At 68.3% G+C, this 16,193-nt stretch carries 15 protein-coding genes; 2 read left to right on the top strand and 13 right to left on the bottom strand.

Features of this window, described 5'->3' with window-relative positions:
• Window positions 1–30 precede the first annotated feature (30 nt).
• The 10 genes from SBI67_RS25685 to SBI67_RS25640 all read right to left on the bottom strand — a co-directional run bounded on the left by SBI67_RS25685 (window position 31) and on the right by SBI67_RS25640 (window position 13,462).
• Entirely contained in the window at window positions 31–771 is a 741-nt protein-coding gene (locus SBI67_RS25685) for a 3'(2'),5'-bisphosphate nucleotidase CysQ (protein WP_318983288.1), read from the bottom strand.
• Complete coding sequence (gene cysN, locus SBI67_RS25680) at window positions 768–2,618, bottom strand: sulfate adenylyltransferase subunit CysN (RefSeq protein ID WP_318983287.1); 1,851 nt, start codon at window positions 2,616–2,618, stop codon at window positions 768–770. Before cysN ends, SBI67_RS25685 begins: the two co-directional genes overlap by 4 nt.
• Window positions 2,619–2,657: 39 nt before the next feature.
• Window positions 2,658–3,587, bottom strand: coding sequence for a sulfate adenylyltransferase subunit CysD (gene cysD, locus SBI67_RS25675; protein ID WP_318983286.1), 930 nt, complete (start codon window positions 3,585–3,587; stop codon window positions 2,658–2,660).
• 77 nt (window positions 3,588–3,664) lie between these two features.
• Window positions 3,665–4,552 (bottom strand): carbon-nitrogen hydrolase family protein, encoded by an 888-nt coding sequence (locus tag SBI67_RS25670; RefSeq protein ID WP_318983285.1) that lies wholly within the window; start codon window positions 4,550–4,552, stop codon window positions 3,665–3,667.
• A gap of 72 nt (window positions 4,553–4,624) precedes the next feature.
• Complete coding sequence (locus tag SBI67_RS25665; protein ID WP_318983284.1) at window positions 4,625–6,004, bottom strand: MFS transporter; 1,380 nt, start codon at window positions 6,002–6,004, stop codon at window positions 4,625–4,627.
• 103 nt (window positions 6,005–6,107) lie between these two features.
• Complete coding sequence (locus SBI67_RS25660; RefSeq protein WP_318983283.1) at window positions 6,108–8,027, bottom strand: ArnT family glycosyltransferase; 1,920 nt, start codon at window positions 8,025–8,027, stop codon at window positions 6,108–6,110.
• A gap of 27 nt (window positions 8,028–8,054) precedes the next feature.
• Window positions 8,055–9,290 carry a bifunctional glycosyltransferase family 2/GtrA family protein gene (locus SBI67_RS25655; protein WP_413232566.1) on the bottom strand — a complete coding sequence of 412 codons (1,236 nt, stop codon included), beginning with the start codon at window positions 9,288–9,290 and terminating at the stop codon, window positions 8,055–8,057.
• Between the two features lie 47 nt (window positions 9,291–9,337).
• Window positions 9,338–11,116, bottom strand: a complete 1,779-nt coding sequence (locus SBI67_RS25650) for a mannosyltransferase YkcB-related protein (protein ID WP_318983343.1) — start codon at window positions 11,114–11,116, stop codon at window positions 9,338–9,340.
• Window positions 11,117–11,196: 80 nt separating this feature from the next.
• Window positions 11,197–12,714, bottom strand: coding sequence for a sensor histidine kinase (locus SBI67_RS25645; protein ID WP_318983342.1), 1,518 nt, complete (start codon window positions 12,712–12,714; stop codon window positions 11,197–11,199).
• Window positions 12,715–12,757: 43 nt separating this feature from the next.
• A complete protein-coding gene (locus SBI67_RS25640; protein ID WP_318983341.1) occupies window positions 12,758–13,462 on the bottom strand; it encodes a response regulator transcription factor in 705 nt (234 codons plus the stop codon).
• A 198-nt stretch (window positions 13,463–13,660) separates the two neighbouring features.
• Between SBI67_RS25640 and SBI67_RS25635 the strand changes: the two genes are divergently transcribed.
• Window positions 13,661–14,134, top strand: coding sequence for a hypothetical protein (locus SBI67_RS25635; RefSeq protein ID WP_318983281.1), 474 nt, complete (start codon window positions 13,661–13,663; stop codon window positions 14,132–14,134).
• Between the two features lie 23 nt (window positions 14,135–14,157).
• Here SBI67_RS25635 and SBI67_RS25630 read toward each other — a convergent pair whose 3' ends face one another.
• The 3 genes from SBI67_RS25630 to SBI67_RS25620 all read right to left on the bottom strand — a co-directional run bounded on the left by SBI67_RS25630 (window position 14,158) and on the right by SBI67_RS25620 (window position 15,074).
• Complete coding sequence (locus SBI67_RS25630; RefSeq protein ID WP_318983280.1) at window positions 14,158–14,409, bottom strand: hypothetical protein; 252 nt, start codon at window positions 14,407–14,409, stop codon at window positions 14,158–14,160.
• A gap of 108 nt (window positions 14,410–14,517) precedes the next feature.
• Window positions 14,518–14,751: a hypothetical protein gene (locus tag SBI67_RS25625; RefSeq protein ID WP_318983279.1), complete on the bottom strand. Its 234-nt coding sequence runs from the start codon at window positions 14,749–14,751 to the stop codon at window positions 14,518–14,520.
• A gap of 92 nt (window positions 14,752–14,843) precedes the next feature.
• Window positions 14,844–15,074, bottom strand: a complete 231-nt coding sequence (locus tag SBI67_RS25620; protein ID WP_318983278.1) for a hypothetical protein — start codon at window positions 15,072–15,074, stop codon at window positions 14,844–14,846.
• Window positions 15,075–15,189: 115 nt separating this feature from the next.
• Here SBI67_RS25620 and SBI67_RS25615 point away from each other — a divergent pair, with 115 nt between their 5' ends.
• Window positions 15,190–16,170, top strand: a complete 981-nt coding sequence (locus tag SBI67_RS25615) for an oligopeptide ABC transporter permease OppB (RefSeq protein ID WP_318983277.1) — start codon at window positions 15,190–15,192, stop codon at window positions 16,168–16,170.
• Window positions 16,171–16,193: the final 23 nt, after the last annotated feature.

Raw genomic sequence — 16,193 nt, 5'->3', positions numbered from 1 at the left:
TCGACCTGCAGGTCGCTCAGAGCGGCGACGTCAAGCGGCGGTGACGGCCAGCACCGCCTGCGCCAGTTCCGGGCGACAGACCACCAAGTCCGGGAGCAACACGTTGTCCTGGTTGTAGACCAGCGGCGAACCGTCGATCCGAGAGGTGTGCAGACCCGCGGCGCGAGCCACCGCAACCGGTGCCGCCGAATCCCACTCGTATTGTCCACCCGCGTGCACGTACACGTCCGAGACACCTTGCACCACCGATGCGACTTTGGCTCCGGCCGAACCCATTTCGACCAGGGTGCCGCCGAGGGCATCGCACACCGCCAGCGCCACGGCCGGTGGGCGGGTGCGTGACACCACGATTCGCGGCGCGACCGAGGTGGCGGGCGGCGCGGCTACCGTGGGCGTGGCCAGTGTGACGCCCTGGGCGGGCAGCGCCACCGCACCGGCTACCAACTCCCCCGCCTGCCACAACGCGACATGCACGGCCCAATCGGCACGACCGAGTTCGGAGAACTCGCGGGTTCCGTCCAGCGGGTCGACGATCCAGACTCGGTCGGCACGCAGCCGCGCCTTATCGGCCCCCTCTTCTGGACCTTCCTCTGACAGCACCGCATCGGCGGGCCGGTGCTGAGCCAGAGCAGCCATCAGGAAGTCATGGGACCGCTTGTCCCCCGCGGCTTTCCGCGCCGCGGCGTCGGCATCGGCCAATTCGTCGCGGACACCGAGCAGCAGCTCACCGGCCTCGGTGGCCAGCCGGGCCGCCAACTCGTGATCACTCATTCCCGAGTTCCTAACAGGTCGATCACCTGCTGCGCCAGTTCGTCGGCGGACTGATCGGGCGTCAGGCGCAGATCCGGGTTCTTCGGCCGCTGGTAGGGGCTGTCGATGCCGGTGAAGTGGGTGATTTCACCACGGCGAGCTTTAGCGTAGAGCCCCTTGGGATCACGGCGCTCGCAATCCTCCAGCGGGGTATCGCAGAACACCTCGAAGAAATCGAAACCGCGTTCGGCGTGCACCCGGCGGGCCAGCTCGCGGTGTTCCTCCAGTGGGCTGATCGCGGGCACCAGCACGATCTGCCCCGAGTCGGCGAGCAGCGTCGCGATATGGGCGAGCCGGCGCAGGTTCTCGGCCCGGTCGTCCATCGAGAATCCGAGGTCGGCGTTCAGGCCGTGCCGCAGGTTGTCGCCGTCGAGCACATAGGCGGGCCGCCCGGCGGCCAACAACTTCTGCTCGACAAGCATTGCCACCGAAGACTTTCCGGAACCGGACAGCCCGGTGAACCACACCGTGGAGCCCTTCGACAACCGGTCGGCGGCGGTCACGAGGTTTTGGTGGCGCACCGCGTTCGGGCTGGCTGCCCGCGTCGCGGCGGGTTCGGTATCGCGCACCATGCCGGCGGCGACGGTGCCGTTGGTGTCCGGGTCGATCAGGATGAACGACCCGGTCGCCGCGTTGCGGGAGTACTCGTCGAGCAACAACGGGGTCTGGGTGCGCAGCGTGACCCGGCCCAGTTCGTTGAGCTTGAGTGCCGTCGCGCTCTTGTCACGGTGCAGGGTGTTGACGTCCAGCCGGTAATCCAGCGCCGCCACCCTGGCCCGGGTGGTGCGGGTGGTGTGCTTGATCAGGTAGTCCCGGCCCGGTTCGAGGGCGGATCCGTCGGCCATCCAGCACACCGTGGCATCGAACTCGCTGGTGGTGTGCGGCTGGTTGTTGGCCCGGGCGATCATGTCACCGCGCGAGATGTCGATATCGTCGGCCAGGCTGATGGACACGGCCATCGGCGGAAATGCCTCGGTGACAGGGCCGTTCGGGCCGTCTATGGCGGTGATGGCGGTGGTCTTCCCCGCCGGCAGGACCACCACCTCGTCGCCCGGACGCATCACCCCGCTGGCCACGGTGCCCGCATAGCTGCGGTGGTCGGCGTGCTCGCGGGTCTGCGGCCGGATCACATACTGCACCGGGAAGCGGACGTCGACCAGGTTGCGGTCACCGGCGATGTACACCTCTTCCAGGTGGCTCAGCAGGGCCGGGCCCTCATACCATGGCGCCACGTCGGATTTGCTGACGACGTTGTCTCCGTTGAGGGCCGACATCGGGATCGTCGTGACATCGTGGATGTCCAGCCGTGCGGCGAACTCGTGGAAATCGTCGCGAATCTTGTTGAACCGGTTCTCATCCCAATCGACAAGGTCCATCTTGTTGACCGCCAGCACGATGTGCTGGATGCCGAGCAGCGAGGCCAGGAACGCATGCCGGCGGGACTGCTCGAGCAGGCCGTGGCGGGCGTCGACGAGCACGATCACCAGCTGCGCCGTCGAAGCACCGGTCACCATGTTGCGGGTGTACTGCACGTGACCCGGGGTGTCGGCGATGATGAACTTGCGCTTGGCCGTGGCGAAATAGCGGTAGGCGACATCGATGGTGATGCCCTGCTCCCGCTCGGCGCGCAGGCCGTCGGTCACCAAAGCCAGGTCGGTGTAGTCGTTTCCGCGTTCCTTGGAGGTCCGCTCGACGGCGGCCAGCTGGTCCTCCATGACGGCCTTGGAGTCGAACAGCAACCGGCCGATCAGGGTGGACTTGCCGTCGTCGACCGAACCGGCGGTCGCGATGCGAAGCAACGTTGCCATGTCAGCTGTGCTCCTCGTTCTTCTTCGCGCGGGCGCTCATCAGAAGTACCCCTCGCGCTTGCGGTCTTCCATGCCGGCCTCGGAGATCCGGTCATCGGCGCGGGTCGCGCCACGTTCGGTCAACCGGGACACCGCGGTCTCGGCGATCACCTCGGCCACGGTGCCTGCCAGCGACTCCACGCAACCAGTGCAGGTCACGTCGCCGACCGTGCGGAACCGCACCGTCTTCTCGATCACCGGTTCGTCCTTGCGGGGCTGCATGAACTTGTGCACCGCCAGCAGCATCCCGTCGCGCTCGAACACCTGACGCTGGTGCGCGTAGTAGATGGACGGCAGCGTGATCTTCTCCGCCCCGATATAGGACCAGATGTCGAACTCGGTCCAGTTCGAGATGGGAAACGCACGGATGTGCTCGCCCTTCTTGTGCCTGCCGTTGTAAAGATTCCAGAGTTCGGGCCGCTGCGCCTTGGGATCCCACTGACCGAACTCGTCGCGGAAGCTGAACACGCGCTCCTTGGCGCGCGCCTTCTCCTCGTCCCGGCGGGCGCCCCCGAAGGCGGCGTCGAACTTGTTCTCCCGGATGGCGCGCAGCAGCGTGAACGTCTGCATCGGGTTGCGCGAGGGGATGGTCTCCACCACCCGCCCGGCGTCGATATCGTCCTGCACCTTGGCGACCACCAGGCGCACCCCATGCTGGGCGACCAGCTCGTCGCGGGCCTGCAACACCTCGTCGAAGTTGTGCCCGGTGTCGACGTGCATGACCGGGAACGGCAGCCGACCCGGCGCAAAGGCCTTGATCGCCAGGTGCAGCATGACGATCGAGTCCTTGCCGCCGGAGAACAGCAGCACGGGCCGTTCGAACTCGGCGGCCACCTCGCGGATGATGTGGATGGCCTCGGCCTCCAGGGCACGCAGGTGGCTCAGCTCGTAGCGAGCGGCGGCGGGATCCAGGTCGGCGGGGGCACTCATCGCATCTCCATAAAGTTGGTAGAGATGACCAAGATTGCAGACATAGCCGGGAATCTAATCGCCGGCACGCAGCGGTGTCAATACTTCGGCGCAGCGGCGCCGCGGCCGGCGCCCCAGCTCTCGGGGTCGATCTTCCCCTGGTAGAGCGGCAGCGTGACCGGGGTGTCGCCGGGCCGGAACTGTTCCCACAGCCGGTTGAGGCCGGCGGTGCCGTGGTGGCGTACGCGGGCTGCCTCGGCAAGGTCGAGAACGTCGGTGAGCACGGCCGTCTCCGCGCCGGGCAGCTGGTTGCGGACGCGCCCTTCGGGATCGACGAGGAGACTGCGGCCGATACCGGTCGGACCGGCCGCGTTGACGCTGGCGACGAACACCTGGTTGACGATCGCGTTCGCCCGCGCCAGCACGACCTCCTGCTCACGGTCCACCGTCGGCGTCTGCACCACGTTGACGATCAGGTCGGCGCCGAGCCAGGCGAGCTGGCGGGCGATCTCGGGAAACCAGGCGTCGTAGCAGATGGTCAGCCCGACGCGGCCGTGCTCGGGGATGTCGAAGACGACGAAGTCGCTGCCCGGGGTCACCGTCTCGTACGGCCGCCATGGGGCGATCTTGCGGTACGCCGCGACGCGCTCCCCCGCCGGCGAGTACACCGGCGCCGTGTTGTAGACCAGACCATCGTCGCCGAGCTCGTAGACGCTGCCCGGGATCAGCCAGATCCCGAGCTCGCCGGCCAGGGTGGCCAGTGCGGCGCCGCGCGGGCCGTCGATCGGCTCGGCCAGGACGCGCGGGTCCACGGCCACGGCACCGGGCTCGACGGCCGGGGTGTCGAGATGAAGCTCGGGGAAGACGACCAGACGAAGACCCGGCCGCTGCGCGACCAGCGCGCGAACCTCGGCGGTGAACCGGTCGAGGTCGCGCGTGGGCGGGGCGGGCGCCTGTACGAGCGCTACGGAAAGTGGTGCTGCCATGGGAGATCCCTTTCGTGGTGGTGCTGTATTACTACCCGGATCAGAGCGAACTACTGACCGTCGCGTTCCTCGTCACCGATCCCGCAGGCCGGCGCCGCTGACCTGCGCCCCGGCGTCACCCGGCAGCCGCAGCGTCTCCACCAGCGTCACCGCCATCACGGCGCCCAGCACCAGGAACGTCAGCGCATACGACGTCAGCAGACTCAACAACAGCGCGGCCAGCGCGATGCCCAAGCCCGCGGCCAATTCCTGCACGGAGGCATTGAGGGTGTTGGCATGGGTGAGCTCGTCGCCGTCGACGTCGGAGAAGGCCAGGCTGTTGTAGGCGGTGAAGCCGATGGAGCGCAGCGCCCCACTGAGGTAGAGCACCACGGCGATCACGGCCACCGGCACCCCCGGCCGCAACGCGGCCAGCAGACCGAAACACGCCACCGAGGCCACACCGTTGACCAGCAGTACCGTGCGGATGCCGAATGTGCGCATCAAGGGTGTGGTGATCGGTTTGATGGTCAGGTTGCCGGCGAACAGGGCGGCGACCATGAGACCCGCGGCGAACGGTGTCCAGCCGTACTGCAGCTGGAACTGCAACGGCAACAGGAACGGCACGGCGGTGATCACCAGGCGGTACAGCGAGCCGGCCGACACCGTGATGCGCAGCGTACGCACCCGCAGCACCCGAAGTTTGACCAACGGTGTCGCGGTGCGCAGCAGATGCCGCACCGCCGCGGCCAGCAACACCACCGCACCGGTCCCGCACGCCCCGACGAACAGCCAGTCGGTGCCTGTCACCCGGATGCGCTCGAGCGCGATCAGGGCCGCGGCCACGCCCCCGCCCAGCGCCAGGATGCCGGGCCAGTCCAGCGGGGTGCGCTCGGGCGCCGGCCGGCCCCGAATCAGCCTGAGCGCCAAAAGGAAACCGATGACGCCCAACGGAATATTGACAAGGAAGATCCAGCGCCAACTGCCGAGGGTCGCGATGGCGCCACCGAGCACCGGCGCGAGTACCGGCGCGGCGAGTGCCGGCCAGGTCAGTACGGCGATCGCGCGCACCAGGTCGGCCTTGCCGCTGGAGCGCAATACCGCCAACCGGCCGACGGGCACCATCATGGCACCGCCGATTCCCTGGGCGACCCGCATGCCGACCAGCATCGGCAACGACACGCTCAGCGCACACCCCACCGAAGCCAGGGTGAACACCGCGATGGCGGCGATGAACACGCGCCGGATGCCGAACCGGTCGGCCATCCACCCGCTGGCCGGAATCAGCACCGCCACGGTCACCAGATACGCCGTGATCGCGACGTTCACATCGACGGCGTCGACCCCGAACTGGCCGGCGATCGCGGGGATCGCCGGCGTCAGGATGCTGGCGTCCAGGATCTCCATGAAGAACGCGCCGGCCACCAGCAGTGCGACCTTCCGGGGAAACGGCTGGTTCTCGGGTGCGGCCACACCGGAAAGGTAGTGAGTTCAGCTGTTCCTGGCCAAGTCGATTCACCGCGATCTGTGGAGCGGCACCCGTAATGATTACGGCTGCCGCTCCACAAATCCCCGGTTAGGTGAGGGGTTTGCTCAGGTCGTAGACCGTGGTGCCGCCCACGTCGAGCTTGGTGTAATGCTGGGTCACCCATGCCGAGATCTGGCTGCCGGCACTGTCCTTGTCCGACCCGGGCCCGCCGTGCCCACCGGGGCCGCCGGGACCGCGGTCGGCGACGATGAAGTACCGCACCTGTCCGTCGGTCACGTAGTGCTGGAACTGTTCCAGGGTGGGCGCGTTGTCCCCGCCAGCGAAGCCACCGATCGACATGATCGACGCGCCGGTCTTCAGCTCCAGGCCGCTGGCCTGCATCGAGCCGATGGTCGCTGCGGCCCAACGATTGTCGAGCCCGGTGATGAGGGCCTGTAACGCGGTGTCGTCCCGGTCCATATCCGCGCCGTCCTTGCCCCAGCCGCCGGGCGGCCCGAAACCGCCGCCGGCGCGGGCCGGCCCCGAGGTCGGCATCGGCCCACCGGAATGACCGTTGGCGACCGTGGCGATCGAGTACGCGGCACTCCCCGCGAAGCCGAACAGCAGAGCCGCGGCGGCCACCGCCACGGTGGCCCGGCCCAGCTTGTGCACCCGCACCGCGAGCACCACGGCCAGCAGCACTGCGCCGATCATCACGATCCAGCGCACCGCCGGCCACCAGTCCGGCGTGCGATTGAGCAGCACGAACGTCCACACCCCGGTGCCGGCCAGCATGACGGCCAACACCAGCCGGGGAATCAGGAACTGCCGCCCCTGCCACAGTTCGGCCACCGAAATACCCAGCAGGGCCGCCACCGCGGGAGCAAGTGCCACTGCGTAATAGGGGTGCACGGTGCCGTCCATGAAGCAGAACACCGCACCGGTGACGACAAGCCAGCCCGCCCACAGGATCAGTTGCGCACGCACCGTGCCGGTGCGCGGGCTACGCCGGGTGAACCACACCGCGGCAACCAGACCGATCAGCGCGGCCGGCAGCAGCCACGACACCTCGGTGCCCATGAAGTCGTTGAACAACCGCGCCAAGCCCGGCTCACCGCCGAAGAACACGTTCCGGCCCCCGGGACCGCCGCCCGGGAAGTGGCCACCGCCACCGCCGGGCTGGTTGTTTCCCGTGATCCGTTGGATCCCGTTGTAGCCCAGGGCAAGCTGCAGCAAGCTGTTGTCGGTGGAGCCGGCGATATAGGGCCGGGCGTCGGCGGGCCACAGCCCCACCAGCGCGATGTACCAGCCGGCCGAGAACACCATCGCCACCACACCGACAGCGACCGCACCCACCCGCTTGCCCAGCGTCGCGCCACCGGCGATCAGGAACGCCAATGCGAGCCCGGGCAACACCAGGAACGCCTGCAACATCTTCGTCAGGAACGCGAAGCCGACCGCACTGCCGGTCAGCGCCATCCACTTCGTCATATTCGCCACCGACGCGGCGCCGATGGCCCGCACCGTGCAGTACGCGGCGACCACCAGCAGCAGCACCAGCAATGCGTCGGGGTTGTTGTAGCGGAACATCGACGTTGCCACCGGGGTCAGCGCCAGCGCGGCGCCGGCGATCAGCCCGGCGCCCGGCCCGCTGCACCGCCGCACTGTGGCGTACAGCACGGCCACCGCGGCCACCCCCATCAGTGCTTGCGGCACCAGCATGGTGAATTCGCTGAACCCGAAGAGCCGGCCCGACAAGCCCATCACCCACATCGCCGCGGGGGGTTTGTCGACGGTGATGGCGTTGCCGGCGTCGAAAGAGCCGAAGAACAACGCCTTCCACGACTGGGTGCCTGCCTGCGCGGCGGCGGCGTAGTAGCTGTTGGCCCATCCGTTGGAGCCAAGGCCCCAGAGGTAGAGCACCGCGGTGCCGGCCAGCAAGGCCAGCAGGCCCGGCCGTTCCCAGCGGGCCTGGGTGGGCTCACCCAGCAGTAGCCGGGTGGCCGGCCGGGTATCGGTCACAGTCATGTCAATCCTCGTCAGTCGTGGAGCGGTCTAGGAGGCGCGACGCGGGTGGAACACCCAGCCGCGGAGCAGCACGAAGCGGACGGCCGTGGCCACCAGATTGGCCAGCACCAGCACCGTCAGTTCGAGCAACTTGTGCGGCTGCGGGACGAAGGCGTGCAGCCCGGCCAACGATCCGCTGGTGATGGCCAGTGCGATGCCGAAGACGATCAGGCCCTCGAACTGATGCCGGGCTGCCCCGGCCCCACCGCGCACCCCGAAGGTGAACCGGCGGTTGGCGGCCGTGTTGGCCACCGCGGTCACCAGCAGTGCCACCAGGTTGGCGGCCTGCGCGCCGATGGACGCGTGCAGCGCCATGAACAACAACAGGTAGGCGATCGTCGAGGCCACCCCGATGGTGCCGAACCGCACGACCTGGCGAAGCAACGACCGGGGCGCTGCCGCCCGGCGCGAACCCAGTTGGGCGGCAATGGTGTTGATCGGGATGGAACCGTTGGCAAAGCCACGCAACAACCGGCCAACCCCCTTCAGGTCGGCGGTGGCGGTGGCGATGATGTCCACCCGGCTGTCCGGGTCGTCGACCCAGTCCACCGGAACCTCGTGGATCCGCAGACCGGTCCGCTCCGCCAGCACCAGCAGCTCGGTGTCGAAGAACCAGCCGGTGTCTTCGACATACGGCAGCAGTTCACGGGCCACGTCGGCACGGATGGCCTTGAAACCGCACTGTGCGTCGGAGAAGCCGGCCGACAGGGTCGATTTCAGGATCAGGTTGTAGCAGCGGGAGATGATCTCGCGCTTGGGGCCGCGCACCACCCGGGAGTTGCGCGAGAGCCGGGTGCCGATCGCCAGATCGGAATGGCCCGAGATGAGCGGGGCCACCAACGGTGCGAGCGCGGCCAGATCGGTGGACAGGTCGACGTCCATGTAGGCCAGCACGGGCGCATCCGAGTGCGACCACACGTGGTGCAGGGCCCGCCCGCGACCCTTTTGCTCCAGCCGCACCACGCGCACGTCGTCCAGTTCCGCGGCCAGTTCGGCGGCGATCCGTGGGGTGTCGTCGATGCTGGCGTTGTCGGCGATGGTGATCCGTACCGGGAACGGGAAGTTCTCCCGCAGGTGCCGGTGCAGCCGGTGCACCGAGTTGGCCAGTGCGGCCTGTTCGTTGTACACCGGCACCACCACGTCGACCACCGGCACAGCTTGGGAGCGGGCGGTCTGTACGGCGTTGGGCCGTGCGGCGAAGGCGATGTCTGTCATGAGATCCATACTTGGCTGCCGCGGTATGCCGGTCGTTTGCGCACGCTATGCGAATCCTATGAATCCAGGGGGCGGGTCAGGTCGTACACCGTCACCCCGGCCACCGGCACCGCCGCGAAGTGGCTCTGCACCCAGGACGCGATATCGGCGGCCTCCCGACTGCCACTGTTCTGGCCCCGCCAGTTGCCCATCAGCGCAGCGTGGATGAAGTAGTGAATCTTCTTCTGCGCCACCATGTCCTGGAATCCTGACAGGGTCGGCGCCGGATCGGTGCCATTGAACCCACCGACCGCCAACACGGGCGCGCCGGTGGCCAGCTGATAGCCGGCGGCGTTGGTGGAGCCCACCGTCGCGGCGACCCAGGTGTAGTCGGCGGCGTTGGCGCTCAACAACGCCGTCAGAGCGGGTTTCGGAGTGGGTGCATCGAACGGACCACCGGAAAACCCACGCCCTGGCCCCACCGACGGGATGGCACCGCTGTGCGGACTGGCCGCGGTGGCCACGGCGTAGGCACCCGGTCCGGCCAGACACGCCGCGGTCGCCAGTGCCGCCACCACCACCGTCACCGCGCGGGGCAGCCGGCCGGCCGCCAGCAGCAGAACCGCCGCGCCGATCCCGACGATGGGCACCGCTGCGCGTAGCCACGGCATCCACTCGGCCTGTCGGCCGAGCAACACCGCCGCCAGCACCACGGTGACGGCGACCATACCGGCCAGGGCCGTCGCACAACGCACGTCGGACCGGTTGCGCCACAACAGGTTGGCCCCGATGGCCAGGCACGCGCCGATCGCCGGGGCAAGGGCGACGGTGTAGTACGGGTGCAGAATGCCGTTGGCATAGCTGAAGACCACGGCCGTCACCACCAGCCAACCGCCCCACAGGATCAGGGCGGCACGGGTGGCATCGGTGCGCGGGGCGTGCCGGGTGAGCACCACGCCGGCGACCAGGCCGATCAGCGCGGCGGGCAGCAACCAGGCAATGTGCGTGCCCATCTGAGCACCCAGCAGCCGACCCCACCCCACATCGTGGTTCATATTGCCGAGGCCACCGACCTCGTCACCGGTCAGCCGGCCAAGGCCGTTGTAGCCCAGGGCCAGTTCGACGATGCTGTTGTTCTGCGATCCACCGATATACGGCCGCGACGCCGCCGGCCAGAGCTCGACCAGCAGCAGATACCACCCGCCGGAGGCCACCATCGCCAGCGTCGCCGCGCCCAGCCGTAACAGCCGGGTGCGCAGCGGCACCGCGGCGCAGATCAGATAGGCCGCGGCGAAAGCAGGCAACACCAGGAACGCCTGCAGCATCTTGGCCAGGAATCCGAATCCGACGGCCACACCGACGGCCACCATCCACCACCGACTGCTGTCCGGTTCGCACGCCCGCTGCACGCCGTAGGCGCCGATCACCAGCAGCAGCACCAGCAGTGCGTCCGGATTGTTGAACCGGAAGATCAGCGCGGCGGCCGGCGTCAGCGCCAGGACCGTCCCGGCCAGCAGCGCCGCTCCCGGGCCGCTGACCCGGCGCACCGCGGCATATACGACGCCCACCGCGGCGATACCCTCCAGAGCTTGGGGCAGCAGCACGCTCCATGGGTGTAAACCGAAGAGCCGCACCGAGATATCCATCAGCCACAGCGCTGCCGGGGTCTTGTCGACGGTGATGGCGTTGGCGGCGTCGCTGGACCCGAACAGCATCGCGGTCCAGTCGCTGGCCCCGGCCTGCACAGCGGCCGAATAGAAGCTGTTGGCCCAGCCGCTGATGGACAGGTTCCACAGGTACAGCACCGCCGTACCGGCGAGCAGCACGGCCAGCCCGACGCGCTCGCGCGCCGCCATGTGGCGGGTTGTCGGCGCGGGCACGACTGCGGACGTCTCGGGCAATACGGCGGTCACTGGGTCGATCCTGGCAATGCCCGCTACGAGGCGGTTTTGTCGGCGCTGTGCGTTGGCTGTGATTCTCCTCCGGGCAGCGTGACCACGAACCGGGTGTCGCCTGGGACGCTGTGCAAGTCGATCCGTCCGCTGTGCGCCCGAATCACGGCGGCGACGATCGCCAAGCCCAGACCGGTGCTGCCCATCCGGCGCGACCGCGACGAATCGCCGCGGGCGAACCGCTCGAACACCTCCGGCTGCAGTTTGGCGGGAATGCCGGGACCGTCGTCGGCGACGGTCAGCTGCACGTTGCCGTCGGGCAGCACGCTCAGCGAGGTGATCACCGCGGTTCCAGCCGGGGTATGGGTGCGCGCGTTGGCGAGCAGGTTGGCGAGCACCTGGTAGAGCCGGGCGTGGTCACCGGTGACGAGCACCGGCTCCTCGGGCAGATCCAGCGACCACTGGTGGTCCGGCCCGGTGGCGTAGGCGTCGCTCACCGCGTCGACCACCAGTTGTGACAGGTCGACCTGGCTGCGTTCCAGTGGCCGGCCCTCGTCGAGCCGGGCCAGCAGCAGCATGTCCTCGACCAACGTCGTCATCCGTTGCGCCTCGGATTCGACGCGCCCGACCGCGTGCGCGACGTCGGCGGGCAGCTGGTCACGCTTGCGTTGGGCCAGCTCGGTATAGCCCCTGATCGCCGCGAGCGGTGTGCGCAGCTCGTGGCTGGCGTCGGAGACGAACTGACGCACCCGGGTTTCGCTGGCGTGCCGGGCCGACAGCGCGCCCGCGATCCGGTCCAACATGCGGTTCAGCGCGGATCCGAGCTGGCCCATCTCGGTGTGCACGGTGTCGGCGTCGACTGCCACGATATTGGTCGGCAGGTTGACCTCTCCACGGTCGAGCTCCAAGTCGGCGACGTCTCTGGCGGCGGCGGAAAGCCTGGACAGCGGCGCCAATTGACGACGGATGATCCAGATGCAGGCCACGATCGCACCCGCCAAGGCGATGGCGGCCACCACACACAGCATGGCCAACACCCACAACAACGTGTCGTCGACGACGGTGGTCGGCAGACCGACCACCACGACCCGGCCGCTGCGATGGGCATGCAGTGCCAGCACCCGGTAGGAGCCCAGACCGTCCAGGCGCATACCGACGGGGTTGCGGCTGGGCTGAACCGACGCCAACTGGGCGGCCGCGGTGGAGCTGATGTCGGCGGTGGTGCCCTCGGAGGTGATCACCCCGGCGTCCAGGGATCCGTCGTGCCCAATGATCATCCCCACGGTGCGGATGGCCTGACCGGGCGCGTTGAGAAATCCCGGACCGGGGCCGGCCTCCGGGTCGAACCGGAACGCTGGTGGGCCCTCGCTGTGTTGCGGCCCGTCCAGCGGGGACGGGGGCGGTGGCGGCAGGTCCGAGATGGCCGCCGACCGGCGGGCCGCCTCCAGCAGCTCGGTATCCAGTTGGTGCATCAGGAAGCGTTGTAGCGCGAACTCGGTGGCCGCCCCGATCCCGACACACAGCAGCGCCAGCAGCGTCACCTGGGTGACCAGCAGGCGCATCCGCAACGACCAGGTCCGGGGCGCCAGGACGCGACTTCTCACCTCAGCGCGGCGGCCGCAGCACGTACCCGGCGCCGCGCAAGGTGTGGATCATCGGCTCCCGGCCGCTGTCGATCTTCTTGCGCAGGTAGGACACATAGAGTTCGACGATATTGGAGCGGCCGCCGAAGTCGTAGCTCCACACCCGGTCCAGGATCTGCGCCTTGCTCAGCACCCGCTTGGCGTTGCGCATCATGAAGCGCAGCAGTTCGAACTCGGTCGCGGTCAGGGTGATGGGGTCGCCGCCCCGGGTGACCTCGTGGCTGTCCTCGTCTAGCACCAGGTCGCCCACCACGATCTGCGCACCGCCGGCCTCGTTGGCCACACCGGTACGGCGCAGCAACGCCCGCAGCCGCAACACAACCTCTTCCAGGCTGAACGGTTTGGTGACGTAGTCGTCGCCGCCGGCGGTCAGGCCGGCGATCCGGTCCTCGACCGAATCCTTGGCCGTCAGCAGCAGCAACGGCAGTCCGGGCTGCTGGTCGCGCAGTTTGCGCAAGACATCGAGGCCGCTCATGTCGGGCAGCATGACGTCGAGCACCACCACGTCGGGCGGGTTCTCCTTGGCGAGCTCGATGGCGGTGGCACCGTCGCCCGCGGTCTCGATATCCCAGCCTTCGTAGCGCAGGGCCATCGAGACCAGTTCGGCGAGCACCGGCTCGTCGTCGACGACCAGGACGTTGATCGGCTTGCCGTCGGCACGGCGCATCACCACGCGCGCCGGGTCGGATTCGTTACTCATCCCGTTGGCCAGCCCATTCGTCACGATCGTCACATCGTTCATTGTTCAAGGCACGAATAGGGAGGCACTGTGGCAATCCTATGCGCAAGCTATGAGTACCCCAGCGTCTGCGCGCAGCGGCATGTTTCACAGCGTGCACATAGCCTATGCGGCCACAGTGGCGCCATGACGCAACAACGGCCATGGGGCAAGCGGGTAACCACCGCGGCGGTCGGGGTCGCCGCGCTGATCGGTGTGCTCGGCGGCGGCGCGGTGTACGCCGCTACCGAGAGTGGCGGCCACGGCGGTGGCTTCGGACCGGGCTTCGGGCCCGGCGATTTCGGCCCGCCGCCGTTCGCGGGTCAGATGCACGGCGGAGCGGACCACGGCTCCGACGTCGACCCAGCCACCCTGCACGGCGAGTTCGTGGTTCCCGACGGGCGTGGCGGCTTCCAGACCGACATCGTCCAACGCGGCACGGTCACCGCGGTATCGCCCACGTCCATCACCGCCCGCAGCGACGACGGCTTCACCGCCACCTACGTGATCCCGCCAACCGCGGCGCACAGCGCCGTGCCGTTCGCGGTGAACGCGAAGGTGAGCATCCGCGCCACTCGCACCGGCGCCAGCCAGACCGTCACGACGATCGGAGCGCCCTAGCACGGTCAGCCGTAGCACGCCCACTAGTGCGGCACGGCGAAGCCGGAAGGTGTGGTGAAGGTGACCGACGGCTCGTACACCGTCGGTTCCGGAGATTGCACCGCCGTTGTCTCCGTGACGGTTTCGCCGATGGTGGCCGGTGTCGTGGTGACCGGTCCCGGTGGTAGCGGGTCGGCACGACTCACCTCCCCGCCGCCGACGGCGAGCACCCCCATCGCGACGACCGCCCCGGCTCCGGCCCCTGCCGACACCATCTTCAGTTTCGCTACCTTCACGGCTGAACCCCCGCTCGTGCACGCTGACATTGGTGCGGGCACGAAGCCCGCACCCCATGGGTAGCCGTGAACCAGCACCGCGAAACCTGGGAGCCGTGCTACGGACGCTCAGCCCTGCGGATCCGCGTTGGGCGCCTCCCCGGGATACAACGGAACCTTGCCGCGGATCGCCGGAACGGCCATGGTGGTGGCCTCGACGGTCGGCACGACGGAGGTGGTGGCAGCCACCCCGTCCGACGGCCCGGATGCCAGGACCCACGGTGCGGTGGTGGCAACGATGACACTCCCGATGAGCAACGCGGTTGTGGCGAGACAACCGATCAACATGAGGATGAGTTTCATATCTCCAGCGAACGCCGGCGCACTGGAAACCGGCTCGACAGTCGCTATGAACTACCTCGATATGCGTGTGCTGTGCCGCTACTGAGCAGGAATTACTTGGCGGGGCCGCGGATGGCGGGGACGGCGCGGGCCACCTCGGGGGCCGTCGGGGGTGTCGGTTCCAGTGTGGTGGTGACGCCGATCTGCATGGTCTTGTTGTCGGCCATGGGCGACACGGTGTTTCCCGGGGTGAGCAGGGCGCTGAACAGGCCGATCGCCAGGAATGCGCCGGCGCCGATGGCCGCGGTCCAGATGTGAACTGTCTTTGTGGACGGTGAACTCATGCTGTGAAAGTGAACTGCATCACCCTGTGAGGAACCTGACGCCCGGGTGTCAATTCGCCGGTAACGGGCTTGCGGGACGGTCATCTCCTACCCTGTGCGTCATGCAGGTGGTTCGATGACGCGGTTCTTGGCCCGACGCTTCCTCAACTACATCGTGCTGCTGTTGCTGGCGTCCTTTCTGGCTTTCACGCTGGCGTCGCTGACCTTCCGGCCGTTGGAGAGCCTGGAGCAACGCAATCCCCGGCCCCCGCAGTCGGTGATCGACGCCAAGGCCGCGGAGTTGAATCTGGACAAGCCGATCCCGCAGCGCTACGCCACCTGGCTGTCCGACACGGTCCGTGGCGACTTCGGTACGACGGTGGCCGGCCAGCCGGTGAGCGACGAATTGTGGCGCAGGGTCGGCGTCAGCCTGCGCCTGGTGGTCATCGGTTCGGTCACCGGGGCGATCCTCGGCGTCGTGGTCGGCGCGTGGGGTGCCATCCGCCAGTACCGGCTCTCGGATCGGGTGATCACCGCGCTGTCGCTGCTGATTTTGAGCACCCCGACCTTCGTGATTGCCAGTCTGCTGATCCTGGTTGCGCTGCAAGTGAACTCGGTATTAGGAGTGCGCATCTTCGAGTACACCGGCGAGACGTCACCCGATGCGATCGGCGGAACGTGGAACATCTTCGTCGACCGAATCCAGCACCTGGTGTTGCCCACGCTGACGCTGGCGCTCGGCTCGATCGCCGGGTACAGCCGGTACCAGCGCAACGCGATGCTCGACGTGCTCGGCCAGGACTTCATCCGCACCGCCCGCGCCAAAGGCCTGACCCGGCGGCAGGCGTTGGTCAAGCACGGGCTGCGCACCGCGCTGATCCCGATGGCGACGCTGTTCGCATACGGGGTGGGCGGCCTGGTCACCGGCGCGGTGTTCGTCGAGAAGATCTTCGGCTGGCACGGGATGGGTGAGTGGTTCGTGCAGGGCCTGGCGACCCAGGACACCAACATCATCGTGGCGATGACGGTGTTCTCGGGCGCGACGGTGCTGCTGGCCGGGGTGCTGTCGGACCTGATATTGGCGGCGCTGGACCCACGCGTTCGGGTGGCGCGATGAGCGCTTGCGCGAAGAGCCGAGGA

Source organism: Mycolicibacterium chengduense, assembly GCF_033741155.1.
Classification (GTDB): domain Bacteria; phylum Actinomycetota; class Actinomycetes; order Mycobacteriales; family Mycobacteriaceae; genus Mycobacterium.
This window is presented reverse-complemented; position numbering and strand designations above follow the sequence as displayed.

Coding starts and splice junctions, on each gene's coding strand:
- SBI67_RS25670 (WP_318983285.1), bottom strand. CDS start 4,552: ATGGCAGCACCACTTTCCGTAGCGCTCGTACAGGCGCCCGCCCCGCCC.
- SBI67_RS25620 (WP_318983278.1), bottom strand. CDS start 15,074: ATGAGTTCACCGTCCACAAAGACAGTTCACATCTGGACCGCGGCCATC.
- SBI67_RS25660 (WP_318983283.1), bottom strand. CDS start 8,027: ATGACTGTGACCGATACCCGGCCGGCCACCCGGCTACTGCTGGGTGAG.
- SBI67_RS25625 (WP_318983279.1), bottom strand. CDS start 14,751: ATGAAACTCATCCTCATGTTGATCGGTTGTCTCGCCACAACCGCGTTG.
- cysD (WP_318983286.1), bottom strand. CDS start 3,587: ATGAGTGCCCCCGCCGACCTGGATCCCGCCGCCGCTCGCTACGAGCTG.
- SBI67_RS25640 (WP_318983341.1), bottom strand. CDS start 13,462: ATGCGCCGTGCCGACGGCAAGCCGATCAACGTCCTGGTCGTCGACGAC.
- SBI67_RS25645 (WP_318983342.1), bottom strand. CDS start 12,714: ATGCGCCTGCTGGTCACCCAGGTGACGCTGCTGGCGCTGCTGTGTGTC.
- cysN (WP_318983287.1), bottom strand. CDS start 2,618: ATGGCAACGTTGCTTCGCATCGCGACCGCCGGTTCGGTCGACGACGGC.
- SBI67_RS25650 (WP_318983343.1), bottom strand. CDS start 11,116: ATGGCGGCGCGCGAGCGCGTCGGGCTGGCCGTGCTGCTCGCCGGTACG.
- SBI67_RS25685 (WP_318983288.1), bottom strand. CDS start 771: ATGAGTGATCACGAGTTGGCGGCCCGGCTGGCCACCGAGGCCGGTGAG.
- SBI67_RS25635 (WP_318983281.1), top strand. CDS start 13,661: ATGACGCAACAACGGCCATGGGGCAAGCGGGTAACCACCGCGGCGGTC.
- SBI67_RS25615 (WP_318983277.1), top strand. CDS start 15,190: ATGACGCGGTTCTTGGCCCGACGCTTCCTCAACTACATCGTGCTGCTG.
- SBI67_RS25655 (WP_413232566.1), bottom strand. CDS start 9,290: ATGGATCTCATGACAGACATCGCCTTCGCCGCACGGCCCAACGCCGTA.